General features: G+C 58.0%; 19 protein-coding genes. 9 read left to right on the forward strand and 10 right to left on the reverse strand.

From position 1 onward, the window contains the following. Window positions 1-204: 204 nt before the first annotated feature. The 4 genes from ACR0BF_RS12420 to ACR0BF_RS12435 all read right to left on the reverse strand — a co-directional run bounded on the left by ACR0BF_RS12420 (window position 205) and on the right by ACR0BF_RS12435 (window position 5495). A complete protein-coding gene (locus tag ACR0BF_RS12420; RefSeq protein ID WP_480517543.1) occupies window positions 205-771 on the reverse strand; it encodes a sarcosine oxidase subunit gamma in 567 nt (188 codons plus the stop codon). Beyond that, entirely contained in the window at window positions 764-3778 is a 3015-nt protein-coding gene (locus ACR0BF_RS12425; protein WP_480517545.1) for a sarcosine oxidase subunit alpha family protein, read from the reverse strand. The genes ACR0BF_RS12420 and ACR0BF_RS12425 overlap by 8 nt, the downstream gene beginning before the upstream one ends. A gap of 67 nt (window positions 3779-3845) precedes the next feature. Then, complete coding sequence (locus tag ACR0BF_RS12430; protein WP_480473438.1) at window positions 3846-4175, reverse strand: sarcosine oxidase subunit delta; 330 nt, start codon at window positions 4173-4175, stop codon at window positions 3846-3848. A 75-nt stretch (window positions 4176-4250) separates the two neighbouring features. Beyond that, complete coding sequence (locus ACR0BF_RS12435) at window positions 4251-5495, reverse strand: sarcosine oxidase subunit beta family protein (protein ID WP_480517547.1); 1245 nt, start codon at window positions 5493-5495, stop codon at window positions 4251-4253. Window positions 5496-5671: 176 nt separating this feature from the next. Between ACR0BF_RS12435 and ccmI the strand changes: the two genes are divergently transcribed. Genes ccmI through ACR0BF_RS12450 form a run of 3 tightly spaced genes read left to right on the forward strand, consistent with a single transcriptional unit; the run spans window position 5672 to window position 7605 of the window. Then, the gene (gene ccmI, locus ACR0BF_RS12440; protein WP_480603176.1) at window positions 5672-6892 is read left to right on the forward strand and encodes a c-type cytochrome biogenesis protein CcmI; all 1221 of its coding nucleotides are present in this window, start codon (window positions 5672-5674) and stop codon (window positions 6890-6892) included. Next, on the forward strand, window positions 6889-7353 hold the full coding sequence (gene ruvX / locus ACR0BF_RS12445; protein ID WP_480553814.1) for a Holliday junction resolvase RuvX: 465 nt from the start codon (window positions 6889-6891) through the stop codon (window positions 7351-7353). The genes ccmI and ruvX overlap by 4 nt, the downstream gene beginning before the upstream one ends. A gap of 18 nt (window positions 7354-7371) precedes the next feature. Next, window positions 7372-7605: a DUF1289 domain-containing protein gene (locus tag ACR0BF_RS12450; protein WP_209503450.1), complete on the forward strand. Its 234-nt coding sequence runs from the start codon at window positions 7372-7374 to the stop codon at window positions 7603-7605. Between the two features lie 621 nt (window positions 7606-8226). On the opposite strand, the gene ACR0BF_RS12455 is transcribed toward ACR0BF_RS12450, so the two are convergent. From ACR0BF_RS12455 to dusA, 4 genes are read right to left on the reverse strand one after another with little or no spacing between them, the layout of a single operon-like run. Beyond that, the gene (locus ACR0BF_RS12455) at window positions 8227-8955 is read right to left on the reverse strand and encodes a SpoIIAA family protein (protein WP_480603173.1); all 729 of its coding nucleotides are present in this window, start codon (window positions 8953-8955) and stop codon (window positions 8227-8229) included. A 36-nt stretch (window positions 8956-8991) separates the two neighbouring features. Then, window positions 8992-9774, reverse strand: coding sequence for a hypothetical protein (locus ACR0BF_RS12460; protein WP_480625012.1), 783 nt, complete (start codon window positions 9772-9774; stop codon window positions 8992-8994). After that, window positions 9771-10595: a sulfite exporter TauE/SafE family protein gene (locus ACR0BF_RS12465; protein WP_480492929.1), complete on the reverse strand. Its 825-nt coding sequence runs from the start codon at window positions 10593-10595 to the stop codon at window positions 9771-9773. The genes ACR0BF_RS12460 and ACR0BF_RS12465 overlap by 4 nt, the downstream gene beginning before the upstream one ends. A 17-nt stretch (window positions 10596-10612) precedes the next feature. Continuing rightward, window positions 10613-11563, reverse strand: coding sequence for a tRNA dihydrouridine(20/20a) synthase DusA (gene dusA, locus ACR0BF_RS12470; protein ID WP_480603167.1), 951 nt, complete (start codon window positions 11561-11563; stop codon window positions 10613-10615). A 24-nt stretch (window positions 11564-11587) separates the two neighbouring features. Here dusA and ACR0BF_RS12475 point away from each other — a divergent pair, with 24 nt between their 5' ends. From ACR0BF_RS12475 to ACR0BF_RS12500, 6 genes are all read left to right on the forward strand, one after another. Further along, a complete protein-coding gene (locus ACR0BF_RS12475) occupies window positions 11588-11953 on the forward strand; it encodes a hypothetical protein (RefSeq protein ID WP_480625013.1) in 366 nt (121 codons plus the stop codon). A gap of 67 nt (window positions 11954-12020) precedes the next feature. Further along, window positions 12021-13340, forward strand: coding sequence for a glutamine synthetase family protein (locus ACR0BF_RS12480; RefSeq protein WP_480625014.1), 1320 nt, complete (start codon window positions 12021-12023; stop codon window positions 13338-13340). A gap of 58 nt (window positions 13341-13398) precedes the next feature. Further along, complete coding sequence (locus ACR0BF_RS12485) at window positions 13399-14079, forward strand: type 1 glutamine amidotransferase (RefSeq protein WP_480625015.1); 681 nt, start codon at window positions 13399-13401, stop codon at window positions 14077-14079. Further along, window positions 14079-15437: a glutamine synthetase family protein gene (locus ACR0BF_RS12490; RefSeq protein WP_480621997.1), complete on the forward strand. Its 1359-nt coding sequence runs from the start codon at window positions 14079-14081 to the stop codon at window positions 15435-15437. Before ACR0BF_RS12485 ends, ACR0BF_RS12490 begins: the two co-directional genes overlap by 1 nt. Before the next feature lie 8 nt (window positions 15438-15445). Then, window positions 15446-16750 (forward strand): NAD(P)/FAD-dependent oxidoreductase, encoded by a 1305-nt coding sequence (locus tag ACR0BF_RS12495; protein ID WP_480625016.1) that lies wholly within the window; start codon window positions 15446-15448, stop codon window positions 16748-16750. Window positions 16751-16863: 113 nt separating this feature from the next. Beyond that, window positions 16864-18078: a DegT/DnrJ/EryC1/StrS family aminotransferase gene (locus ACR0BF_RS12500; RefSeq protein ID WP_480625017.1), complete on the forward strand. Its 1215-nt coding sequence runs from the start codon at window positions 16864-16866 to the stop codon at window positions 18076-18078. Between the two features lie 48 nt (window positions 18079-18126). On the opposite strand, the gene phaR is transcribed toward ACR0BF_RS12500, so the two are convergent. Both phaR and ACR0BF_RS12510 read right to left on the reverse strand, forming a co-directional pair. Next, window positions 18127-18678 (reverse strand): polyhydroxyalkanoate synthesis repressor PhaR, encoded by a 552-nt coding sequence (gene phaR / locus ACR0BF_RS12505; protein ID WP_480473452.1) that lies wholly within the window; start codon window positions 18676-18678, stop codon window positions 18127-18129. 135 nt (window positions 18679-18813) lie between these two features. Continuing rightward, window positions 18814-19260, reverse strand: a complete 447-nt coding sequence (locus tag ACR0BF_RS12510) for a phasin family protein (protein WP_209503426.1) — start codon at window positions 19258-19260, stop codon at window positions 18814-18816. Window positions 19261-19272: the final 12 nt, after the last annotated feature.

The raw sequence follows: 19272 nt of genomic DNA on the forward strand, positions 1-19272 counted from the left end.
GCTTTAAAACACTTAGAGTTCAGGCTGTCCACATGCAATACGCGAGTTTTAGTTAACTTTCTCTGATTATGAGTGTGACGCTCACAAATTCAACACTGAACCAACGGAAAGCACTAACTTACAGATTTTGTATGGTAGGCTGTAAGCGTGAAAAAACCGCCCGCATATCGCGAACGGTTCAATTCTAACGCGCAATAGTTTTGGTCAGTAAACGCCAACCTCACTGCCCGGTTGCGCCGCAACCTTCAGCAGTTTGAAAACGTAATCCGCAGCCGAACGGAAGCAGACCACGCGGAAGGTTTCGGCATCGTCCATCCAGAACGCACCTGCCACTTGCGCCAGGCGCGAGCGGCGGATTTGGCCGGGTTGGAAGGCCTCGGTCGACAGATCAACCGGAGCGACTTTGCCCAACACTTCTCGTGCGCTGGCGCCTGATATCGTGAAGACCGCGCGGGCATCCGAGACGTTGACGGCCAGTGCGTGAGTTTTTCCCAAAGCTTTGATCATTGCGGCCAGTTTGGCCTCGACCTCGGCATAAGGGACCAGCACCAGCAGCTCGTCTGGTGACATCCAGCATACGCCGGTATCGCCGCTGACCAGCGCCGCGCGCTGACCGGGCACATTCTGCCCAGTCGCGTCCTTGACGGCCTTGGCGAGGCTTTTGTCGGACAAGTCGCCGCGCAGGGTGATCATGCCTTGCAGGCCACATTCCCTGACATTAGCGATGCCATCATAGCTGGCGTGGTTCAGTGCGCTGATGGGTTCAGACATTCTGCTTCTCCCCGTCCTTGTCGAAGAAGATCGGGTCCACGATCTTGGCTTTGTACGTTTTGCCGTCGGTGCCCGGGAACTCGACGATTTCACCCATCCGGTCGGGGCCGTGCTTGATCAGGCCCATAGCGATCCCTTTGCCAAGGTTCGCTGAGAAATAGGTCGAAGTGACACGCCCGATCATGTTGCGCTGACCATTGGCATTCACACCCTCGCCCACTGCATATGCGCCATCAGGCAGAACAGAACCATCCACAGTCTCAAGCCCGACCAGTTTCCAACGCTCTGGGTCGGCCATATGGCTGCGCGAATGGGCGCGTTTGCCAAGGTAGTCTTCTTTCTTTTTCGACAGTGCCCAGTGGAGCCCCAGATCCTGCGGGATCACGGTGCCGTCGGTTTCGTCGCCGATCATGATAAAGCCCTTCTCGGCCCGAAGAATGTGCAGACATTCGGTGCCGTAAGGCATCACACCGAATTCCTTGCCTGCTTCCATCAGGGCATCCCAGAACGCCTGACCCTGCGAGGCGGGAACGGCGATCTCGTAGGACAACTCGCCCGAGAACGAGATGCGATAGGCGCGGCAGTCGAACACGCCGATCTTGCCATCTCGCCATTCCATAAAGGGCAGCGTCTCGCGGCTGACGTCCATGCCGCCCAACTTTTCTAGAACCTTGCGGGCGTTTGGGCCGACTACAGCGACCTGAGCATATTGCTCGGTCACGTTGGCGACATAGACTTTCCAGTCCCACCATTCGGTTTGTAGCCATTCTTCCATGTGACCATGGATACGCTCGGCACCGCCGGTGGTGGTGTGGCACAGCCATGTGTCCTCATCGATGCGTGCGACCACGCCGTCGTCGATCAGAAAGCCGTTTTCCGAGCACATCAGGCCATAGCGGCATTTTCCGACCTTCAGCGTGGACATCATGTTGGTGTACAACATGTCCAGAAACTTGCCTGCGTCAGGGCCTTTGACGATCAGCTTGCCCAACGTCGAGGCGTCCAGCAGGCCAAGGTTTTCGCGGGTGTTCTTCACCTCACGGTTCACGGCGTCATGCACGGATTCACCGGGACGGACATAGGCGTAGGTCCGGCGCCAGTGGCCGACCGGCTCCCAATCGGCGCCGTTCTTGTCGTGCCAGTTGTGCATTGGTGTCTGTCGGATCGGCTGGAACACTTCACCCCGCGCTTCACCGCCGATTGCGCCCATCGAGATGGGTGTATAAGGCGGGCGGAAGGTCGTGGTGCCGACCTTCGGGATTTCGGACTCCAACGCATCAGCAAGAATTGCCAAGCCATTGATGTTGCTCAACTTACCCTGATCCGTCGCCATACCAAGTGTGGTGTAACGCTTGGTGTGCTCAACGCTCTCATAGCCCTCGCGCGCAGCCAGTTGGACGTCCGAGACTTTGACGTCATTCTGGAAGTCGAGCCAGGATTTCATGCGCAGCTGGATTTCTGCGTTTGCTGGCATCAGCCAGACAGCCTCCATAGGAGCTTCTGCAGTGGTTTCGCCAACAGGAGCCTTGATGTTTTTTGGCTTGAACCCTGCGGCCTTGGCTGCGGCTTTTCCCGCCGTGTGGGCGTCGGTCAGAACATCGCCCAGCGCCAACGCACCATTCGATGCCCCGGCGGCCAGAACAAAGCCCTCACCGTTTGCGCCCAGCGGCGGGCGCGAGGGATCGGGGCGGAAAAAGGCATTCGCGTCATCCCAGGTCAGCTTGCCACCGCAATGAGACCACATATGAACGACCGGCGACCAGCCGCCCGACATGGCCACTGCATCTGCTTCAACCTCTTCACGTGCGCCGCCAACACCTTCCTGGTTGCAGATGGCGACTTTTTTGACGCGCTTGCCGCCCTTGACCTTGGCAATGGCCTTGCCCGGATCAACGCGGATCCCCAACTGGCGGGCTTCCTCTGCCAGAGGTCCAGCCGTTGCCCGCGCGTCAACAATACGCAAAACATCCACACCCGCTTGCTTCAGCGTAATCGCGGTGCGATAGGCGTCGTCATTGTTGGTGGCGACGATGACACGCTCGCCCGGGGTGACACCCCAGTTCACGGCATAATCGCGCATGGCAGAAGCCAGCATCACACCCGGAACATCGTTACCAGCAAAGGACAACGGGCGTTCAATTGCGCCGGTTGCAGTCACAATTTGCTTGGCACGGATACGCCAGAGGCGGTGGCGCGGGCCTTGCACGCCCGGCGTGTGGTCTGTCAGGCGTTCATAGCCCAGCACGTAACCATGGTCATATACGCCCGCACCCATGCAGCGGGAGCGCATGGTGACGTTGTCCATTGTTTCGAGTTCGGAAACCAATTGCTCCACGAACTTATCCACAGGCTCATCATTGACCGTGCCGCCGTCAACCGGAGCGCGACCGCCCCAATGTGCGCTCTGCTCAATCAGCAGAACCTTGGCACCCGAAGCTGCTGCCGCCTTTGCCGCCTGTAGGCCAGCCACGCCGCCACCGATGACCAGAACATCGGTGAAGGCATAGAAGTGCTCATAGGTATCGGCATCGCGGCTGTCCTTGTCGGGCGCTTTGCCCAGACCGGCAGACTGACGGATGAACGGCTCGTAGACATGCTTCCAGAACGGTTTGGGGTGGATAAACATCTTGTAGTAGAAGCCAGCCGGCAGGAACCGGGCAAAGGCTGTATTCACTGCCCCAATATCAAAGTCCAAGTTAGGCCAATGGTTTTGCGAAATCGCAGTCAGACCGTTGAACAACTCGGTCGTGGTGGCGCGCTGGTTCGGTTCAAACCGGTTGCCCTGCCCCAGCCCGACCAGGGCGTTCGGCTCTTCGGCGCCGCTTGCAACGACACCGCGGGGGCGGTGGTACTTGAACGACCGGCCCATCATCATCTGATCGTTGGCCAGCAGTGCCGAGGCAAGCGTGTCGCCCTCATAGCCCTGCATCGAAGTTCCATTGAAGGTAAACGTGACCTTTTTCGACCGATCAATCAGCCGGCCTTGTTTTGCGAGACGGGTGCTCATTGTGCGGACCTTTCGCGGGTGGAGGCGTCGGAGCCTCCGGCGGGAGTATCTTTGAAAAGATGAAGCATCAGGAGAACTCTCTCCAGGTCCATCCAGGGCGCTTTGCGGCGATGGCCTCTTTGATGTCCTGCGGCGGCTCAGAGGTCTGAGCCGTGTAAGTGCCGAACACTTCCAGCGTGCTTGTGCAGCGTGCCGCATGAAACCACTTGCCGCAGCCATTGGCATGGCGCCAGCGTTCAAAGTGCACGCCCTTAGGGTTTTCGCGCATGAACAAGTAGTCGTGGAACTCGTCATCCGACGAGCCGGGACCAAAACGCTTCAGATGCGCCTCGCCACCGGCGGCCAGTTCGGTTTCTTCGGCATCAACGCCGCAGTAAGGGCAATTCAGGATCAGCATGTTGTCATCCTTTTGGCGGTTGGTTGGCGCAGCGGCCAACCGGAATTCTGTTATTTGGCAACCTCGGAACCACCTTCAGTGTGCCACCCCGGCGGCCACGCTTTCGTCGATGAAGCGGCCTTCCTTGAAGCGGTCCAGCGAGAAGGCCTCGGTCAACGGCGAATGACCTGTGGCCATCAGCTGTGCCATGCCCCAGCCGGACCCGGGAATCGCCTTGAAACCGCCGGTGCCCCAGCCGCAGTTGATAAAGCACCCGCCCAGCGGAGTTTTCGACAGGATAGGTGAGCGGTCACCGGTCATGTCGACGATACCGCCCCATTGGCGCAGCATCTTGAGGCGTGAAATCATCGGGAAGGTTTCGACGAGGGCGCGGACGGTTTCCTCGATATGATGGAAACTGCCGCGCTGGGTGAAGTTGTTGAACCCGTCGGTCCCCCCCCCGATCACCATCTCGCCCTTGTCGGACTGCGACATGTAGCCGTGCACGGTATTGGCCATGACAACCACATCCATGCAGGGTTTGATCGGCTCGGATACCAGCGCCTGCAATGCAATGGCTTCCAGCGGGAGGCGGAAGCCCGCCATCTCGGCCAGTTGACCGGAGTGGCCCGCAACGACGATACCCAGCTTGTCACAATCGATGGCACCCTTGGTGGTGTCTACGCCGACGACACGGCCATCCTGAGATCGGACACCCGTGACTTCGCATTGCTGGATGATGTCCATACCCATGGCTGAACAGGCGCGCGCATAGCCCCACGCGACGGCATCGTGACGGGCAGTACCGCCGCGTTCCTGCCACAGCGCCCCTAGAACCGGATAGCGGGGGCCGTCCAGGTTGATGATTGGCACCAGTTCCTTGACACGTTCGGGGGTGATCCATTCGGTCTTTACACCCTGCAGGGCGTTAGCGTGTGCGGTTCGCTGGTAACCGCGAATCTCGTGCTGGGTCTGCGCCAGCATCATCACGCCACGCGGGCTGAACATGATGTTGTAGTTCAGATCCTGGCTCAGATCCTCGTATAGGCCACGCGCCTTTTCATAGATCGCCGCCGAAGGGTCCTGCAGGTAATTCGAGCGGATGATCGTTGTGTTTCGACCTGTGTTGCCACCACCCAGCCAGCCTTTTTCGATCACCGCGACATTCTGAATGCCGTAGTTCTTGCCAAGGTAATACGCGGTCGCAAGACCATGCCCGCCAGCACCGATGATGATGACGTCATAACGTTTCTTGGGCTCGGGCGAACGCCAAGCGCGTTCCCATCCGGTGTGATAGCGCAGGGCCTCCCGCGCGACAGCAAAGGCTGAGTAGTGTTTCATAAGCGAATCCATCCGGTTCGGTGATTGCGCGCAGATATGCCGCGCGGCGACAGTTTAACCGCGCCGCGCAACGCCGCAATATCGCACTATTGCGACATGTCGTTCATTCGCGGCCATTTGTCCCTTTTGTTGGACGTCGCACAGGTCTAAGTCAGGACAGCATCTTCGGAGGGACCATGACGTTCTGGGTTCTGATTTTTCTTGTCGCGCTGTTGATCGCGGTGTTTTTGAGTTTCACACTGCTGCGTAAACGCCGTGGGGATGAACCTGCGGCGGCTTACGATCTGCGTGTGTATCGCGAACAGCTGTCCGGTGTGGACCGGGATCTGGCGCGCGGGGTGATTGGTGAGGCCGATGCGGAACGGGTCCGCACCGAAATCTCTCGACGAATTCTTGCCGCTGATGAACAGATGAAAAAGGGTGGCTCGGGTGCTGGGCCATCGCGGACCGTCTCGATTGTGACGATCCCGGTTGTCATGCTGATCATCATTGGGGGCGCGATGGCGATGTATCATCGTATTGGTGCCGTCGGGTTGCCCGACATGCCCCTGACCGCGCGGCTGGAACTGGCCGAGGAGGTGCGCGCCAATCGTCCGTCCCAGAGCGCCGCAGAAGAGCTGGCGACCCCACCTCAAACGGCGCATCTTGACGAAAATTACGCGTCTCTTCTCAAGCAGTTGCGAGAGACCGTTGCGGCCCGCCCGGATGATTTGCAAGGGCAAATGCTTTTGGCGCAGCATGAGACCAATTCGGGGAACTTCAAGGATGGATATACCGCGCAACAAAGGGTGATCGAACTGTCAGGCGACGCAGCCACAGCCGAGCACTACGCGGATTTTGCCGAGATGATGATCCTGGCTGCGGGCGGATATGTGTCGCCCGAAGCTGAAAAAGCCCTTGCCGAAGCTTTGAATCGCGATCCCCATCACGGCCCGGCCCGATATTATTGGGGGCAAATGCTGGTTCAGACAGGTCGACCGGACCTTGCCTACCGCATTTGGGTCGAAACGCTGAGGGAAGCCCCGGCAGGCGCGCCGTGGGCGGGGGCGATCCGGGATCAGATTGATGAGTTGGCCTTTCGGGCAGGGGTTTTCAATCCACCGGACCTGAGCGCGCCGTCTGGTCCAAGTCGCGAAGACATGGCTGCAGCAGCGGAAATGAGCCCGGAGGAACGGCAACAGATGATTCAGGGAATGGTGGATCAGTTATCCGACCGCCTGGCGACGGAAGGCGGCGCGCCCGAAGAATGGGCTCGTCTGATCGCCGCTCTGGGTGTTCTGGGCCAGGGCCAACGGGCCATGGATATCCACAATGAGGCGCTGGAGGTGTTTGCCGGAAACACCGAGGCGTTGCAGATCATTGATGCCGCGGCCCTCCAGGCCGGGATTGCGCAATGATCCACGACGTTTTCGAAGACTTCGCCAATGCGCTGCCCCCGATGCAAGCGCTGATGGGGCTGGATCTGGGTGAAAAGACCATCGGCGTCGCGGTTTCCGACCGGATGCGGGGCGTGGCCAGCCCGTTGGAGACCGTAAGGCGCAAGAAATTCACACTCGATTCCGCCCGATTGATCGAAATTGCTACGGATCGCGAGATTGGCGGCATCCTGTTGGGTCTTCCCAAAAACATGGACGGCACAGAGGGTCCGCGCTGCCAGTCTACGCGGGCATTTGCGCGAAACCTGTCCCGTCTGACGGATTTACCAATCGGATTCTGGGATGAACGGCTGAGTACGGTTGCGGCAGAAAAAGCACTGCTTGAGGCGGATACGTCACGAAAACGTCGCGGACAGGTTATTGATCACGTTGCAGCAGGTTATATCTTGCAGGGAGCACTGGACAGACTGCGCTTTTTGTAACAGGTCGGAGACCGATCGATGACGAATATGGTTTGGAAGCGCAATGAGGTCGAAAGCCCTTGTGTCCAGATTTGTGTTGTCCATCCGGCCGAGCGCATCTGCACCGGATGTTACCGCACGATTGACGAGATTTCTCGCTGGTCCAGGATGGACAGCAGCGAACGCGCTGAAATCATGAACGACCTGCCGTCTCGTAAACCGCGACTCAGCAAGCGGCGCGGCGGGCGTGCCGCTCGTATGAATGGCTCCTGATCGATCAGTGAATACGTTTTGATGACATTTCTGGCGGCTGTGTGACCCGTCTCTGGATAGGTGTGTTCGGCGCGGTGCCACGCAGTTCTTTCTGAAACAGAAGCGCAATCTCGGATTGGCTGGTTTTGGGCCGCCGATCATCATTGCGCGCGCATTCCGATTGCAGCACGTCAGCTGCACGTTTGGTCTTTCTTGTATTAGTGAGTCTTCCGATCAAAGTCTTAAGTGGCATTGCGGACGTCCCGTTTCCAGTAACCGTGCCACTGCGGGTCGAGTTCGAGCTCCGAGGGGGTCTAGCTCTTGAACATTGAGGTTCAACGTGAGTGGTAACCCGCAGCGACAGGGTGTGGCTAAAGGTATTTCCCGTCACAAGTAGGGGAAAACACGCGGCCTTTGATCGTTTTTGACGCCTCAATCAAGAAAAACTCTCAAAAGCACATAATTTCCTAACGTCACTATTCGACCCGACTTTGCCGGGACTGGGAAAGCTGGGGCCGAAGCTGCGGGAAACCCGCCGTCAGCAGTCGAATCATGCCTGACATCGCACGACCGGATTTGAGGCTGCATCACGACCTTGACCGATTGGGTGTTGCCTGCTCAGGCGTTCCACAGTCGAAGGTTTTATCCGGCGGCAAGCCAAGCCCTGGCGTTCTCGTACTCTTCGGACGGGAAAAACTGTGTCCGGGTCCCTAACACATGGCTGGCGACCTTCTGCGCCATGCGCTGCCAGCTTTTGTCCCCAACGATGGCAGCTCGGTCCAGTTGTCCGATATGTCGGCTGGCCAACCGAAAATGCGCCGCAAGCGCTGACAGCCCTTGCCAGCCGTCAAACTCCCTGAGGTCTATCAGCAGGCGAAACCCTAGCCGGTCCTGTAACACTGCATCCAGATCACGTTCTGCCTGTTTGTACCATTCAGGGTCCAGCTTGCCCAATAGGCTGATCTGAACACATGGACCGCTCAGGTCAGTCACGTGGATCGACCCAAGGGACTCGCGCATCCAGCGTCGGGCCGCCTCAAGCTCGGCCAGATCAAACACCTGAACCGGACAGGGCAGGATGGGGGCCGCCAGACGAACGCTTGTCTGCACCCAACCCTGATCAGCAACAACTGCGATCCGGTCGAAACCGCGCCAATGGCTTAACCCCAGCTTGGTGTCGGACCAGGCTGCGCCCAGATCATACCCCTGGAATTCAGGTTGTATGATCGCCAGTAGCCGAACCGTGTCGTGTTCCGTTAGCGCAGACTCGATGGCGGGAACCAGAGTATTGGTGTAATCGGCGCTGGTCACTTGCCCCGACAACTCGACTTCTATGAGTGCACCGTCAGAATTCGTATGAACCGTCATCATCGGTCAAAACCTCCAAAGCCAAATAATGACAGGACGTTAGGCGGATTCGATCCATTCGGCTACTCCACCGGCGCATTCGGGGCGGAAATAGGCGATCATTCGACCATCCTGCTCCGCCGTCGCCCCTTCGGCCCAAGGAGCAACGCCGTGCAGGCAATGGCGGTGAAGCAAATAGGCCTCTCCCGGCTTTGCAGGCAACTCGATCCTTGGGCAGGTCGCAAACACCTCGCGACGGGCGGATTGGTAGATGTCGGTTATGTCTACTTCGTGCAGGACCTCAGGTGGCATCCCTTCAAGCGCCTGCCTGAACGCGGTCCGCAGAATGTCATGACTGCCGTCCCACACCACCATCGGAGACGCGTCTGAGCTGGCCTCAGTCAGTGGAATGCCCAGAATCCAGGCATGAGGTTCATCAACCCGGCGGCGGCGATCCTGCCCTGTCGGGCGCAAACCGTCCACATGGGCCGCATCCCTGTTTCGACGGTACCGGGTGGCCGCTTCATTCTCGCCCCGGCGCGGGCGCGGATAACCCGGATAAACAACCGAAACCTGCCCCTTGTGCAGCGGTAAATCTCCAAAGTGTTTGTCGATGAACACCATGGCCTTTCCGGTCAGAGGCCCGGACTGCCCGACCCTGCCCTTCGTGTCATTGGATAGTGCGTCGACACCGATGAACCACGTACCTTCGCAATCCAACCATTCCGCGTGGGCCGGGTCCGTTGTCGACGCCCGTGCGGCAGGCAAAGCGTGGTTCACCCATTCGGCCAAAACCGGATCATACGGGAATTTCACCCAGCCCCGGGCAGAAAAATCGCTCATAAGCCCACGGCCTTGCGCAGCATGTTCAGCGCGACCAGCGTTAGGAACACGGCGAAGACACGTTTCAACGGTTTTGGGTCCATCGCATGGGCCAGCTTTACCCCCCAGGGCGCGGTGATCATAGTCATTGCGACAACGATCCCGAAGGACACAAGATTAACCGCGCCAATGGTCAACGGGGGGCGATGCTCGGGCGCGATATCTACAAACAAGAACCCAATGACCGAGGGTACGGCGATGATCACGCCAAACCCGGCCGCGGTCGCGACCGCGCGGTGGATAGGGGTGTTATAGAGGCTCATCAGCGGCACACCGAAACTGCCTCCTCCGATGCCCATCAGAACGGAAAGAAACCCGACCAGAGGGGACAGGACGGCCCGCTTGATTCCGTTGGGCATTGCGTCGCCCAACCGCCATTCTGCGCGACCCAACCCAAGATAGGCACCGATCACCATGCCCAGAATTCCGAACAGTGCCTGCAAGGCCTCGGTCCGCAGCGCCGATGCGACCAGCACTCCGACAATTGCGCCGACGACAATACCCGGACCCCAACCGCGCAGGATATCCCAATCCACGGCACCCTTCTTGTTGTGGGCTAGAACAGACCGCATCGACGTTACAATGATCGTGGCCAGCGACGTCGCCAGACAAAGCTGCATCAGTTGCGGGCCGCCATAGCCAAGCGTCTGAAACGCATAGAAGAACGCGGGGACCAGAACGATACCGCCTCCCACTCCCAACAGCCCGGCAAGCACACCGGCCAGCGCACCGATCACAAGCAAAAGGCCCATCATCTGGGCCAGCAACATTGTCTCGGGCATCGTCCCCCCCTTGCCGTTTAAACCTCGACCATCGGCGCAATATGGTCCAGGGCCTGTAGCATGACTTCTGGCCCGGCCCCTTCATGCACGGCCCCTTCGGACAAGGCGCGCCGCCATGCCCGCGCACCAGGGCGCCCCGCAAAGAGACCCAGCATATGCCGCGTGATCTGGTGCAAACGCCCGCCATTGGCAAGGTGCCTTTCAATATAGGGCACCATTTCTTGAACAACCGTCAGCGGATCGCGAACGGTTCCAACGCCAAAGATGCGCCAGTCGGCATCTGCCAGGATATCACCGGGCTGATGATAGGCCGCCCGACCAATCATGACACCGTCAAGACCCGCGTCCAGATGTGTTGCTGCTTCATCCAAGCTGGCGATACCACCATTGATCGATATATGCAGATCCGCAAACGCGGCTTTCATCCGATGCACAAGGTCATAATCAAGCGGTGGAACATCGCGGTTTTCCTTAGGGCTCAGCCCCTGCAACCACGCCTTGCGCGCATGGATCGTTACTCTTTGACAGCCCGCCGCACTGATCTGCTCAAGAAACGCAGGCAGAACTTCTTCGGGCTCTTGGTCATCCACACCGATGCGGCATTTGACCGTGACATCTACATTCGCCGCTTCGCGCATTGCTGCGACGCATTCTGCAACCCGCGCCGGATCTTTCATCAGAACCGCCCCGAAAGTACCAGACTGCACCCTGTCCGACGGGCATCCACAGTTCAGATTGATCTCATCATATCCTGCATCTGCACCCAATCTCGCCGCTTGCGCCAGCTCCTCTGGATCGGACCCGCCCAGCTGTAAAGCCACGGGATGTTCCTGCGGTGAATGATCCAACAGATGCAGCGCCCCTCCTCGGACAAGCGCCGGTGCCGTTACCATCTCGGTATACAGCAAGGTTTCCGTGCTAAGCCGCCGATGAAAATACCGACAGTGGCGGTCGGTCCAATCCATCATGGGGGCAATGCTCAGAGTAGCATGGTGTTGAATATTATCTCTTCCACGTGCAGTCAACTCAACCATCCTCAAGAATACGAAACCCGCAGCTATCATAGAAAAATCGCCAAAATAAGCCAATTCTTGAGGACTGGGCAAACGAAGCTGATTTGCGGGTTCGGACGTCGTATCAAATCCGATCGCCGCGCTTTCAACACTGGGAATATCCAGCCGCTCCCTGACTTGCCGCAGACAACGCCATTGGATAATATGATCAATGGCTTAACAGATGTTTCCGTGATGTTTTCACTGAAGGAAACGCAAGGCGCGAGCTTTGTCAGCAAGACCAATTTCGTACTCGCCCAAAAACTATGCCGAGCAGTCACATCTGTCCCAAATATCAAAATTTGATCAAATTTGGTGACAAATCTGATCCATTGAAGTACATCACGGGGAAACAGAATTGACGGAGCCCCCAATGGACCTGAGCGCCTTGCACAGTTTTCGCGTGACTGCATGTGACCTGAACGGTCAGATGCGGGGCAAACGCGTGCCCCCTGAGTATGCGGGCAAGCTGGAGAAAGGCGCCGTGCGCATGCCGTTCTCGGCGCTCAATGTCGATCTCTGGGGCGCGGACATTCACGGCAGCCCGCTGGTGTTTGAAACCGGCGATGCGGATGGCGTGCTGCGCCCAACCGACCGGGGCCCGGTGCCTGTGCCCTGGCTTCCGAAAGAAACGGCGCTGGTTCCGATGAGCTTGTATGACGATGCAGGTACCCCGTTTGCGGGTGATCCGCGCCACGCTCTGTCTGCTATTCTTGACCGTTATGCCAAACGCGGTTGGTCGGTCGTTGCGGCGACCGAGTTGGAATTCACACTCATCGATGCTTCGGGTGCGCAACCGCAACCTCCGTTGAACCCGATCACCGGGCGCCGCCTGCTGCATGAATCCGTTCTGTCGGTCGCTGAAATGGATGCGTTCGAGGATTTCTTCACAGACCTCTACGATGGCTGCGCCGCCATGGATATCCCCGCGCAAACCGCCATCTCGGAAAGTGGCGTTGGCCAGTTCGAGATCAACCTGAATCATCAGGATGCCATGCGCTGTGCCGACGATACGTGGCTTTTCAAGGCGTTGACACGCGGCCTGGCGCGCAAACACGGGTTTGCCGCAACATTCATGTCGAAACCCTATGCAGATGATGCAGGCAATGGGATGCATGTGCATTTCTCGGTGCTGGACCATCGGGGGCGCAATGTGTTCGACAATGGCGGGCCTGAAGGGACCGGCATTCTGCATTCCGCCGTCGCGGGTTGTGTGGCGGCCATGCCAGGCAGCACGTTGATTTTTGCGCCCCACGGCAATTCTTACACCCGGCTTGTACCGGGTGCGCATGCCCCGACCGGGGCCTGCTGGGCCTATGAGAACAGAACCGCCGCAATTCGAATCCCGGGCGGGGCAACAGCAGCGCGGCGCATCGAACACCGCGTCGCAGGTGGTGACATCAACCCCTACCTGATGCTGGCCGCGGTTTTGGGCGCAGCCCTTGCCGGGATCGAAGACGGTCTGCGGCCCCCTGCCCCGATCACAGGCAATGCCTACGATATCGAAGACCTGCCTCAACTGATGCCAGACTGGGCGGCCGCAATTGACAGATTTGAGACCGACCCCCTGGTCGCCCGGCTTTTCTCGGCGGATCTGATCCAGTACCTGATCATGACCAAGCGACAGGAAATTGAACGATTTGAGCGTATCGCTCCTGAAGATCACTGGCTGAGCTATCTCGAGGCGGTTTGACCCCCTTGCCGCCTCATTCGGACTCAGCTAGAGTGAATTTGATCAAATTTGGTGACACATGAAAATCGGCATATTACAAACCGGCCACACACCAGATGCGTTGCAAGGCGAATTCGGCGACTATGATGAGCTGTTTCCTGCACTTCTCGGTGGCAACGGATTTGAGTTCCAGACCTTCGCCGTGGTCGACGGCATATTCCCAAGCGGCGCGGATGACGCAGATGGCTGGGTCATAACCGGTTCGCGCCACGGCGCGTACGAAAACCTGCCGTGGATCGCCCCGCTGGAAGACTTGGTCAGAGAGATACAGCAAAGCGGAAAGCCACTGATCGGCGTATGCTTTGGGCATCAGATCATCGCGCAGGCACTGGGCGGCAAGGTCGAGAAGTTCAAGGGCGGATGGGCCGTCGGACGCACTGAATACGAGTTTGACGGCAACACAGTCTGGCTGAATGCCTGGCATCAGGATCAGGTTGTCGAGTTGCCCGAAGGCGCGCGCGTTCTTGGTCAGAACGCATTTTGCGAAAACGCGATGCTGGCTTATGGAGACACGATCTGGACGGTTCAGGCCCACCCTGAATTCACCAATGGTTTTGTCGCGGGCCTGATGCGCACACGGGGAAAAGGCGTCGTCCCCGAAGACCTGATGCGTGAGGCCACAAATCGCGAAACCGCCCCGGATGACAACGCCACAATCGCGCGCCATATGGCCGAGTTTTTAAAGAAAGAGAGAGCCTGATGGCTGATTGGACTGATAAACTGCCGGAAGCCGCCAAAGCCTATTTCCACGGACAGCGGCTGGACGAGGTTGAATGTATCATCTCGGACCTTCCCGGAATTGCACGTGGCAAGGCCGTGCCTGCCACGAAATTCGCCAAGCAATCCTATTTTCACCTGCCTGACAGCATATTCTTCCAGACCATCACGGGGGACTGGGGTGAAGCCGCAGGTGACGACGGGTTCATCGAAAAGGACATGATCCTGAAGCCCGACTATTCGACGGCTTCAGCCGCACCCTGGACAGGGGACTGGACGCTGCAAGTGATCCACGACGCCTATGACCGGGATGGTGATCCGATCCCTTATAGCCCCCGTAACGTGTTGAAACGCGTGGTCCAGCTGTATCACAACCGAGGCTGGAAACCGGTTGTTGCGCCAGAAATGGAGTTCTTTCTGGTCGCCCCCAACGTCGATCCCGCACAGGAAATCAAGCCGATGATGGGGCGTTCTGGCCGCCCGGCTGCGGCGCGGCAGGCGTATTCGATGACCGCGGTGGACGAGTTCGGCCCGGTCATCGACGATATCTATGACTTTGCCGAACATCAGGGGTTCGAAATTGATGGCATCACCCAGGAAGGCGGTGCGGGCCAGTTGGAGATCAACCTGCGCCACGGCAACCCGGTCAAACTTGCTGATGAGGTATTCTACTTCAAACGCCTGATCCGCGAGGCGGCGTTACGGCACAATTGTTTTGCAACCTTCATGGCCAAACCGATCGAGGAAGAGCCGGGTTCGGCCATGCATATCCATCATTCGATTATCGACATGGAGACCGGCCAGAACATCTTTTCGGGTCCGCAGGGCGGCGAAACAGACGCGTTCTATCACTTCATTGCCGGGTTGCAGAACCATCTGCCCGCCGGTCTGGCCGTGATGGCACCTTATGTGAACTCGTATCGTCGCTACGTGAAAGACCACGCCGCGCCGATCAATCTGGAATGGGCTCGCGACAACCGCACTACAGGCATTCGCGTTCCACTGTCCGGACCTGAATCGCGCCGTGTCGAAAACCGCATTGCCGGTATGGATTGCAACCCGTATCTGGGCATCGCCCTGTCGCTGGCGTGCGGCTATCTGGGTCTGGTTGAACAAGAACGCCCGCGTCGTCAATTCTATGGTGACGCCTATGAAGGTGAAGGGGATATCCCCCAGGTCATGGGCGATGCGCTGGATATGTTTGACGAAGCCACCGCCCTGCACGAAATCCTTGGCCCCGAGTTTGCCCGTGTCTATGGCATCGTGAAGCGGGCCGAATATGAAGAATTTCTGCAGGTCATCTCTCCGTGGGAACGGGAACATCTGCTGATCAACGTCTGAGACTTTTCGTGAATCTGCTCTATTCCAATGACCGCAAGGGCGAATACCCTGCCAGCTGGTATGCCGCGACGGCGAACCCAACGGAACGCTTTCCTGTTTTGGCCGAAGATATTACGGCGGATGTCTGCGTCGTGGGCGGTGGCTACACAGGCCTGTCCGCAGCATTGCAACTGGCCGAGGCGGGGTTCGATGTCGTTCTGCTTGAAGCCCACCGTGTCGGATTTGGTGCCTCGGGGCGCAATGGTGGCCAGCTGGGCAGCGCGCAGCGGATGGATCAGGAAGACCTCGAGCGTCTTGTTGGCGACCCGGATGCCGCAAAGCTGTGGGACCTGGCCGAAGACGCCAAGGATCTGGTCAAATCACTGATCGCCAAGCATCAGATCGCGTGCGACTTGCAACCCGGCGTCGCGGTTCTGGGTCTGTCAGCTTCGGAACGAAAAGAGCTGCACACCCATGCAGGCCATCTGTCCGACCGTTATCAGTATGACCAGATCAAGCTGCTGGATGAAGACGAAGGCCACAAACTTTGCCCCTCACCCGCTTACAAGGGTGGGTATCTGGACATGGGGGCTGCTCATTTGCACCCATTGAATTTTGCGCTGGGGTTGGCGCAGGCGGCGGCCAAAGCGGGTGTTCGCATTTTTGAGGGCACCGAAGTCATCGATATTGACGAAACCCGGCCTGCACTGATCCGGACCGCCAGGGGGAACGTTAGGGCCGACCATGTTGTGCTGGCCTGCAATGGCTATCTTGGCAATCTCAACCGGACCGTCGCGGCCCGTGTCATGCCCATCAACAACTTCATCGCAGCGACTGAACCCCTTGGCAGCGAGGCCGCGCGGGTCCTGACTCAGGATGTCGCGGTCGCGGATACCAAGTTCGTGGTGAACTATTTCCGCCTCAGCGCCGATGGCCGGCTTTTGTTCGGTGGCGGCGAAAGTTATGGCTATCGTTTTCCTGCGGATGTCGCGGCGAAGGTCCGCAAGCCGATGACCGAAATCTTCCCACATCTGCGCGATGTCAAAATCGACTACGCATGGGGTGGGACGCTGGCCATTACCATGCGGCGGATGCCTTATCTGGTGCGTATCGCGCCCAATATTCTGTCTGCTTCCGGCTATTCCGGTCATGGTGTAGGCACCGCGACCCATGCAGGGCAATTGATGGCACTGGCCATTCAGGGCCAATCTGAAGGGTTCGATACAATGGCCCGCGTGCCAACCCTGCCCTTCCCAGGCGGGTCTGCCCTGCGCAACCCGCTGCTTGTGCTGGCAATGACATGGTTCGCCATGCGGGACCGGCTTGGGATCTGATCCACGTTACTTGTGACATATTGGTGAATTTCCGCTGGCGCGGCGATTGAGGGCTTGGATTGCCGCCTGAATAGCTTTATCTTTACCAAAGATAGAATTCGGGAATTCCAAATATGACGCTTCCACCAAACGTTCATGACGCCGAACCCATCCCAGAAGCAGCAAAAGAAGCCATCGACGCCCTGATGCAGTCGGGCGACTTGTTTCGCTATACCGCCCCGCAAGATGCCCCGGTGTCTTTGCTGGAGGCCGAGTTTGCCGAACTTCTGGGCACAAAATACGCTCTCGCTGTTTCATCCTGTTCTGCTGCGCTGTTTCTGTCGCTCAAGGCACTGAGTCTGCCGCGCGATGCGCGCGTCCTGATCCCCGGCTTCACATTTGCCGCGGTTCCCTCGTCGGTCATTCACGCGGACTGCATCCCGGTTCTGTGCGAAGTGGGTGAGAATTATCGCATCGACATGGCCGATTTCGAGGGCAAGCTCGACAGCGTTCAGGCGGTGATCATCAGTCACATGCGCGGCCACACATCTGATATGGACGCGATCATGGCGCTGTGCGACGCGCGTGACATCCCGGTGATCGAAGACGCTGCGCATTCGCTGGGCACGACCTGGCATGGCAGAAATATCGGCACCATCGGCAAGGTCGGCTGTTTCTCGTTTCAGTCCTACAAGATGATCAATGCGGGCGAAGGCGGTATTCTGATCTCAAACGATGCTGATCTGGTGGCCCGTGCCGTCATCATGTCGGGCGCGTACGAACATAACTGGAAGAAACATAAAGGACCGCACGGCGACAACTCGCCCGAATTGGAAGAGGCCTTCGCCCGCTGGCAGAACAAGTTGCCACTGTATAACCTGCGCTTGAACAACCTGAGCGCCGCTGTGATCCGCCCGCAGATCCCGGAACTGGCCCGTCGTGTCCGCGATGGTCTTGCGAATCACGACTACGTTGCCGGGCGCTTGAATACCTCACCCCATATCAATGTGCCCGCGCCCTTGCCCCCCGAGCAGCGCGCGCCGGATTCTATTCAATTCAATCTGGTTGGGTTGCAGGAACACGAGATTCGCGCATTTGCCGCCGCATCCGAGGCACGCGGTGTCAAAGTTCAGGTCTTTGGCCTGAGCCAGGACAATGCACGCGCTTTCTGGAACTGGCAATTTCTGCCGGAAAAGTTCGAGCTGCCGCAAACACGTGACATGCTGATGAAAGCGTGTGACGTCCGACTGCCCGTACGCCTGACACGCGCAGAGCTGGACGTGATCGCCGATATTCTGCTGGCCGCGGTCGGCGAAGTGACCGGCCCAATGCCGGTCTACGGCACCTGAGATTAGAACTGACCCACTAAAATGGTGGGCCTTTTCCTCAGGCTCACCTTAATTCAGTTTTGAAAGCTTCTGTTGAAGTTCGGCCAACTGTTTCTTGATATCGTCAAGATCCTCTTTCGGCTCTGACTTTTCGCTTTCCTTCTCTGGCGAGGACCATCTGCCAGACAACCCACCAGTCATAGCCTTCAGAAAGGCCTGCTGCTGTGCTTTCAACGCTTCAAAACCCGGCATCTGGGACATCGGGTTCATGGCGTTCATGTTTTCCATCATCTTGCTTTGGCTTTCGCGCAGCATATCGAACGAGCTTTGCAGGAATTGCGGCATCATGCCCCCGCCAGGCAGCATGTAACTGCGCACAAGATCGTTCAGAACATTGACAGGCAGCACATTCTCGCCGCGGCTTTCATGTTCAGCAATGATCTGCAGCAGATACTGCCGCGTCAGGTCGTCGCCGGATTTCAGGTCGATGATTTGTACTTCGCGCCCGTCACGGATGAATCCCGCGATATCTTCGAGCGTCACGTAATCGCTGGTCTCGGTGTTATACAGCCGACGGCTGGCATAGCGCTTGATCAGCAGCGGTTTTTCTTGGTCCGACACCGGGTACCCTCCCCAAGGATGATGCGTTGCAGCACAGGTTATGCGAGTGCAGCACAAAAAGAAAGGGCAGGTCAATGGACCTGCCCAACGCGATTGCACCTATAGGGAGGGTCGGGTGCGTTTCGCTGACTTTTCTTACTTCGCAGCAGCAGCTTTTTTAGCGGCTGTGGTCACGTCGTTGGTTGCTTTTTTAACAGCGGCGGATGCTTCTTCCGCAGCTTCTTTACCAGCAGCCATCAGCAGTTCGACGGTTTCGGTCTGAACTTTTTTCGCGATTTCTGCGAAAGCGGCCATGTTCTCGGCTGCAACTTCAGCAGACGCGCTTGCGAAATCGGTTGCTGCTTTTGCGTAGTCGGCAGGCTCTGCCTTGGCTTTCGACATCTCGGTCAGTTTGGCCAGCGTGTCTTTGGTCCATTTGCTCGAGATTTCTGCCGATTTCTCTGCAGCTTCCAGAGCAACGCCCGACAGCTTTTCATTCAGCGAAGCGGTCGATTTGAATGCGCCTTCCATTGCGGTTGTGTCCACGGGGAATGCACCCATCATGTCTTTCATGATCGCGGTAAAGTCTTGGGTCTTAGCCATTGTCATAATCCT

Source organism: Ruegeria sp. AG7 (genome assembly GCF_056541545.1).

What these genes read in the sequence shown, in the direction of transcription:
- ACR0BF_RS12420 (WP_480517543.1), bottom strand. Translation starts at nt 771, where the DNA reads ATGTCTGAACCCATCAGCGCACTGAACCACGCCAGCTATGATGGCATC.
- ACR0BF_RS12425 (WP_480517545.1), bottom strand. Translation starts at nt 3,778, where the DNA reads ATGAGCACCCGTCTCGCAAAACAAGGCCGGCTGATTGATCGGTCGAAA.
- ACR0BF_RS12430 (WP_480473438.1), bottom strand. Translation starts at nt 4,175, where the DNA reads ATGCTGATCCTGAATTGCCCTTACTGCGGCGTTGATGCCGAAGAAACC.
- ACR0BF_RS12435 (WP_480517547.1), bottom strand. Translation starts at nt 5,495, where the DNA reads ATGAAACACTACTCAGCCTTTGCTGTCGCGCGGGAGGCCCTGCGCTAT.
- ccmI (WP_480603176.1), top strand. Translation starts at nt 5,672, where the DNA reads ATGACGTTCTGGGTTCTGATTTTTCTTGTCGCGCTGTTGATCGCGGTG.
- ruvX (WP_480553814.1), top strand. Translation starts at nt 6,889, where the DNA reads ATGATCCACGACGTTTTCGAAGACTTCGCCAATGCGCTGCCCCCGATG.
- ACR0BF_RS12450 (WP_209503450.1), top strand. Translation starts at nt 7,372, where the DNA reads ATGACGAATATGGTTTGGAAGCGCAATGAGGTCGAAAGCCCTTGTGTC.
- ACR0BF_RS12455 (WP_480603173.1), bottom strand. Translation starts at nt 8,955, where the DNA reads ATGATGACGGTTCATACGAATTCTGACGGTGCACTCATAGAAGTCGAG.
- ACR0BF_RS12460 (WP_480625012.1), bottom strand. Translation starts at nt 9,774, where the DNA reads ATGAGCGATTTTTCTGCCCGGGGCTGGGTGAAATTCCCGTATGATCCG.
- ACR0BF_RS12465 (WP_480492929.1), bottom strand. Translation starts at nt 10,595, where the DNA reads ATGCCCGAGACAATGTTGCTGGCCCAGATGATGGGCCTTTTGCTTGTG.
- dusA (WP_480603167.1), bottom strand. Translation starts at nt 11,563, where the DNA reads ATGATGGATTGGACCGACCGCCACTGTCGGTATTTTCATCGGCGGCTT.
- ACR0BF_RS12480 (WP_480625014.1), top strand. Translation starts at nt 12,021, where the DNA reads ATGGACCTGAGCGCCTTGCACAGTTTTCGCGTGACTGCATGTGACCTG.
- ACR0BF_RS12485 (WP_480625015.1), top strand. Translation starts at nt 13,399, where the DNA reads ATGAAAATCGGCATATTACAAACCGGCCACACACCAGATGCGTTGCAA.
- ACR0BF_RS12490 (WP_480621997.1), top strand. Translation starts at nt 14,079, where the DNA reads ATGGCTGATTGGACTGATAAACTGCCGGAAGCCGCCAAAGCCTATTTC.
- ACR0BF_RS12500 (WP_480625017.1), top strand. Translation starts at nt 16,864, where the DNA reads ATGACGCTTCCACCAAACGTTCATGACGCCGAACCCATCCCAGAAGCA.
- ACR0BF_RS12510 (WP_209503426.1), bottom strand. Translation starts at nt 19,260, where the DNA reads ATGGCTAAGACCCAAGACTTTACCGCGATCATGAAAGACATGATGGGT.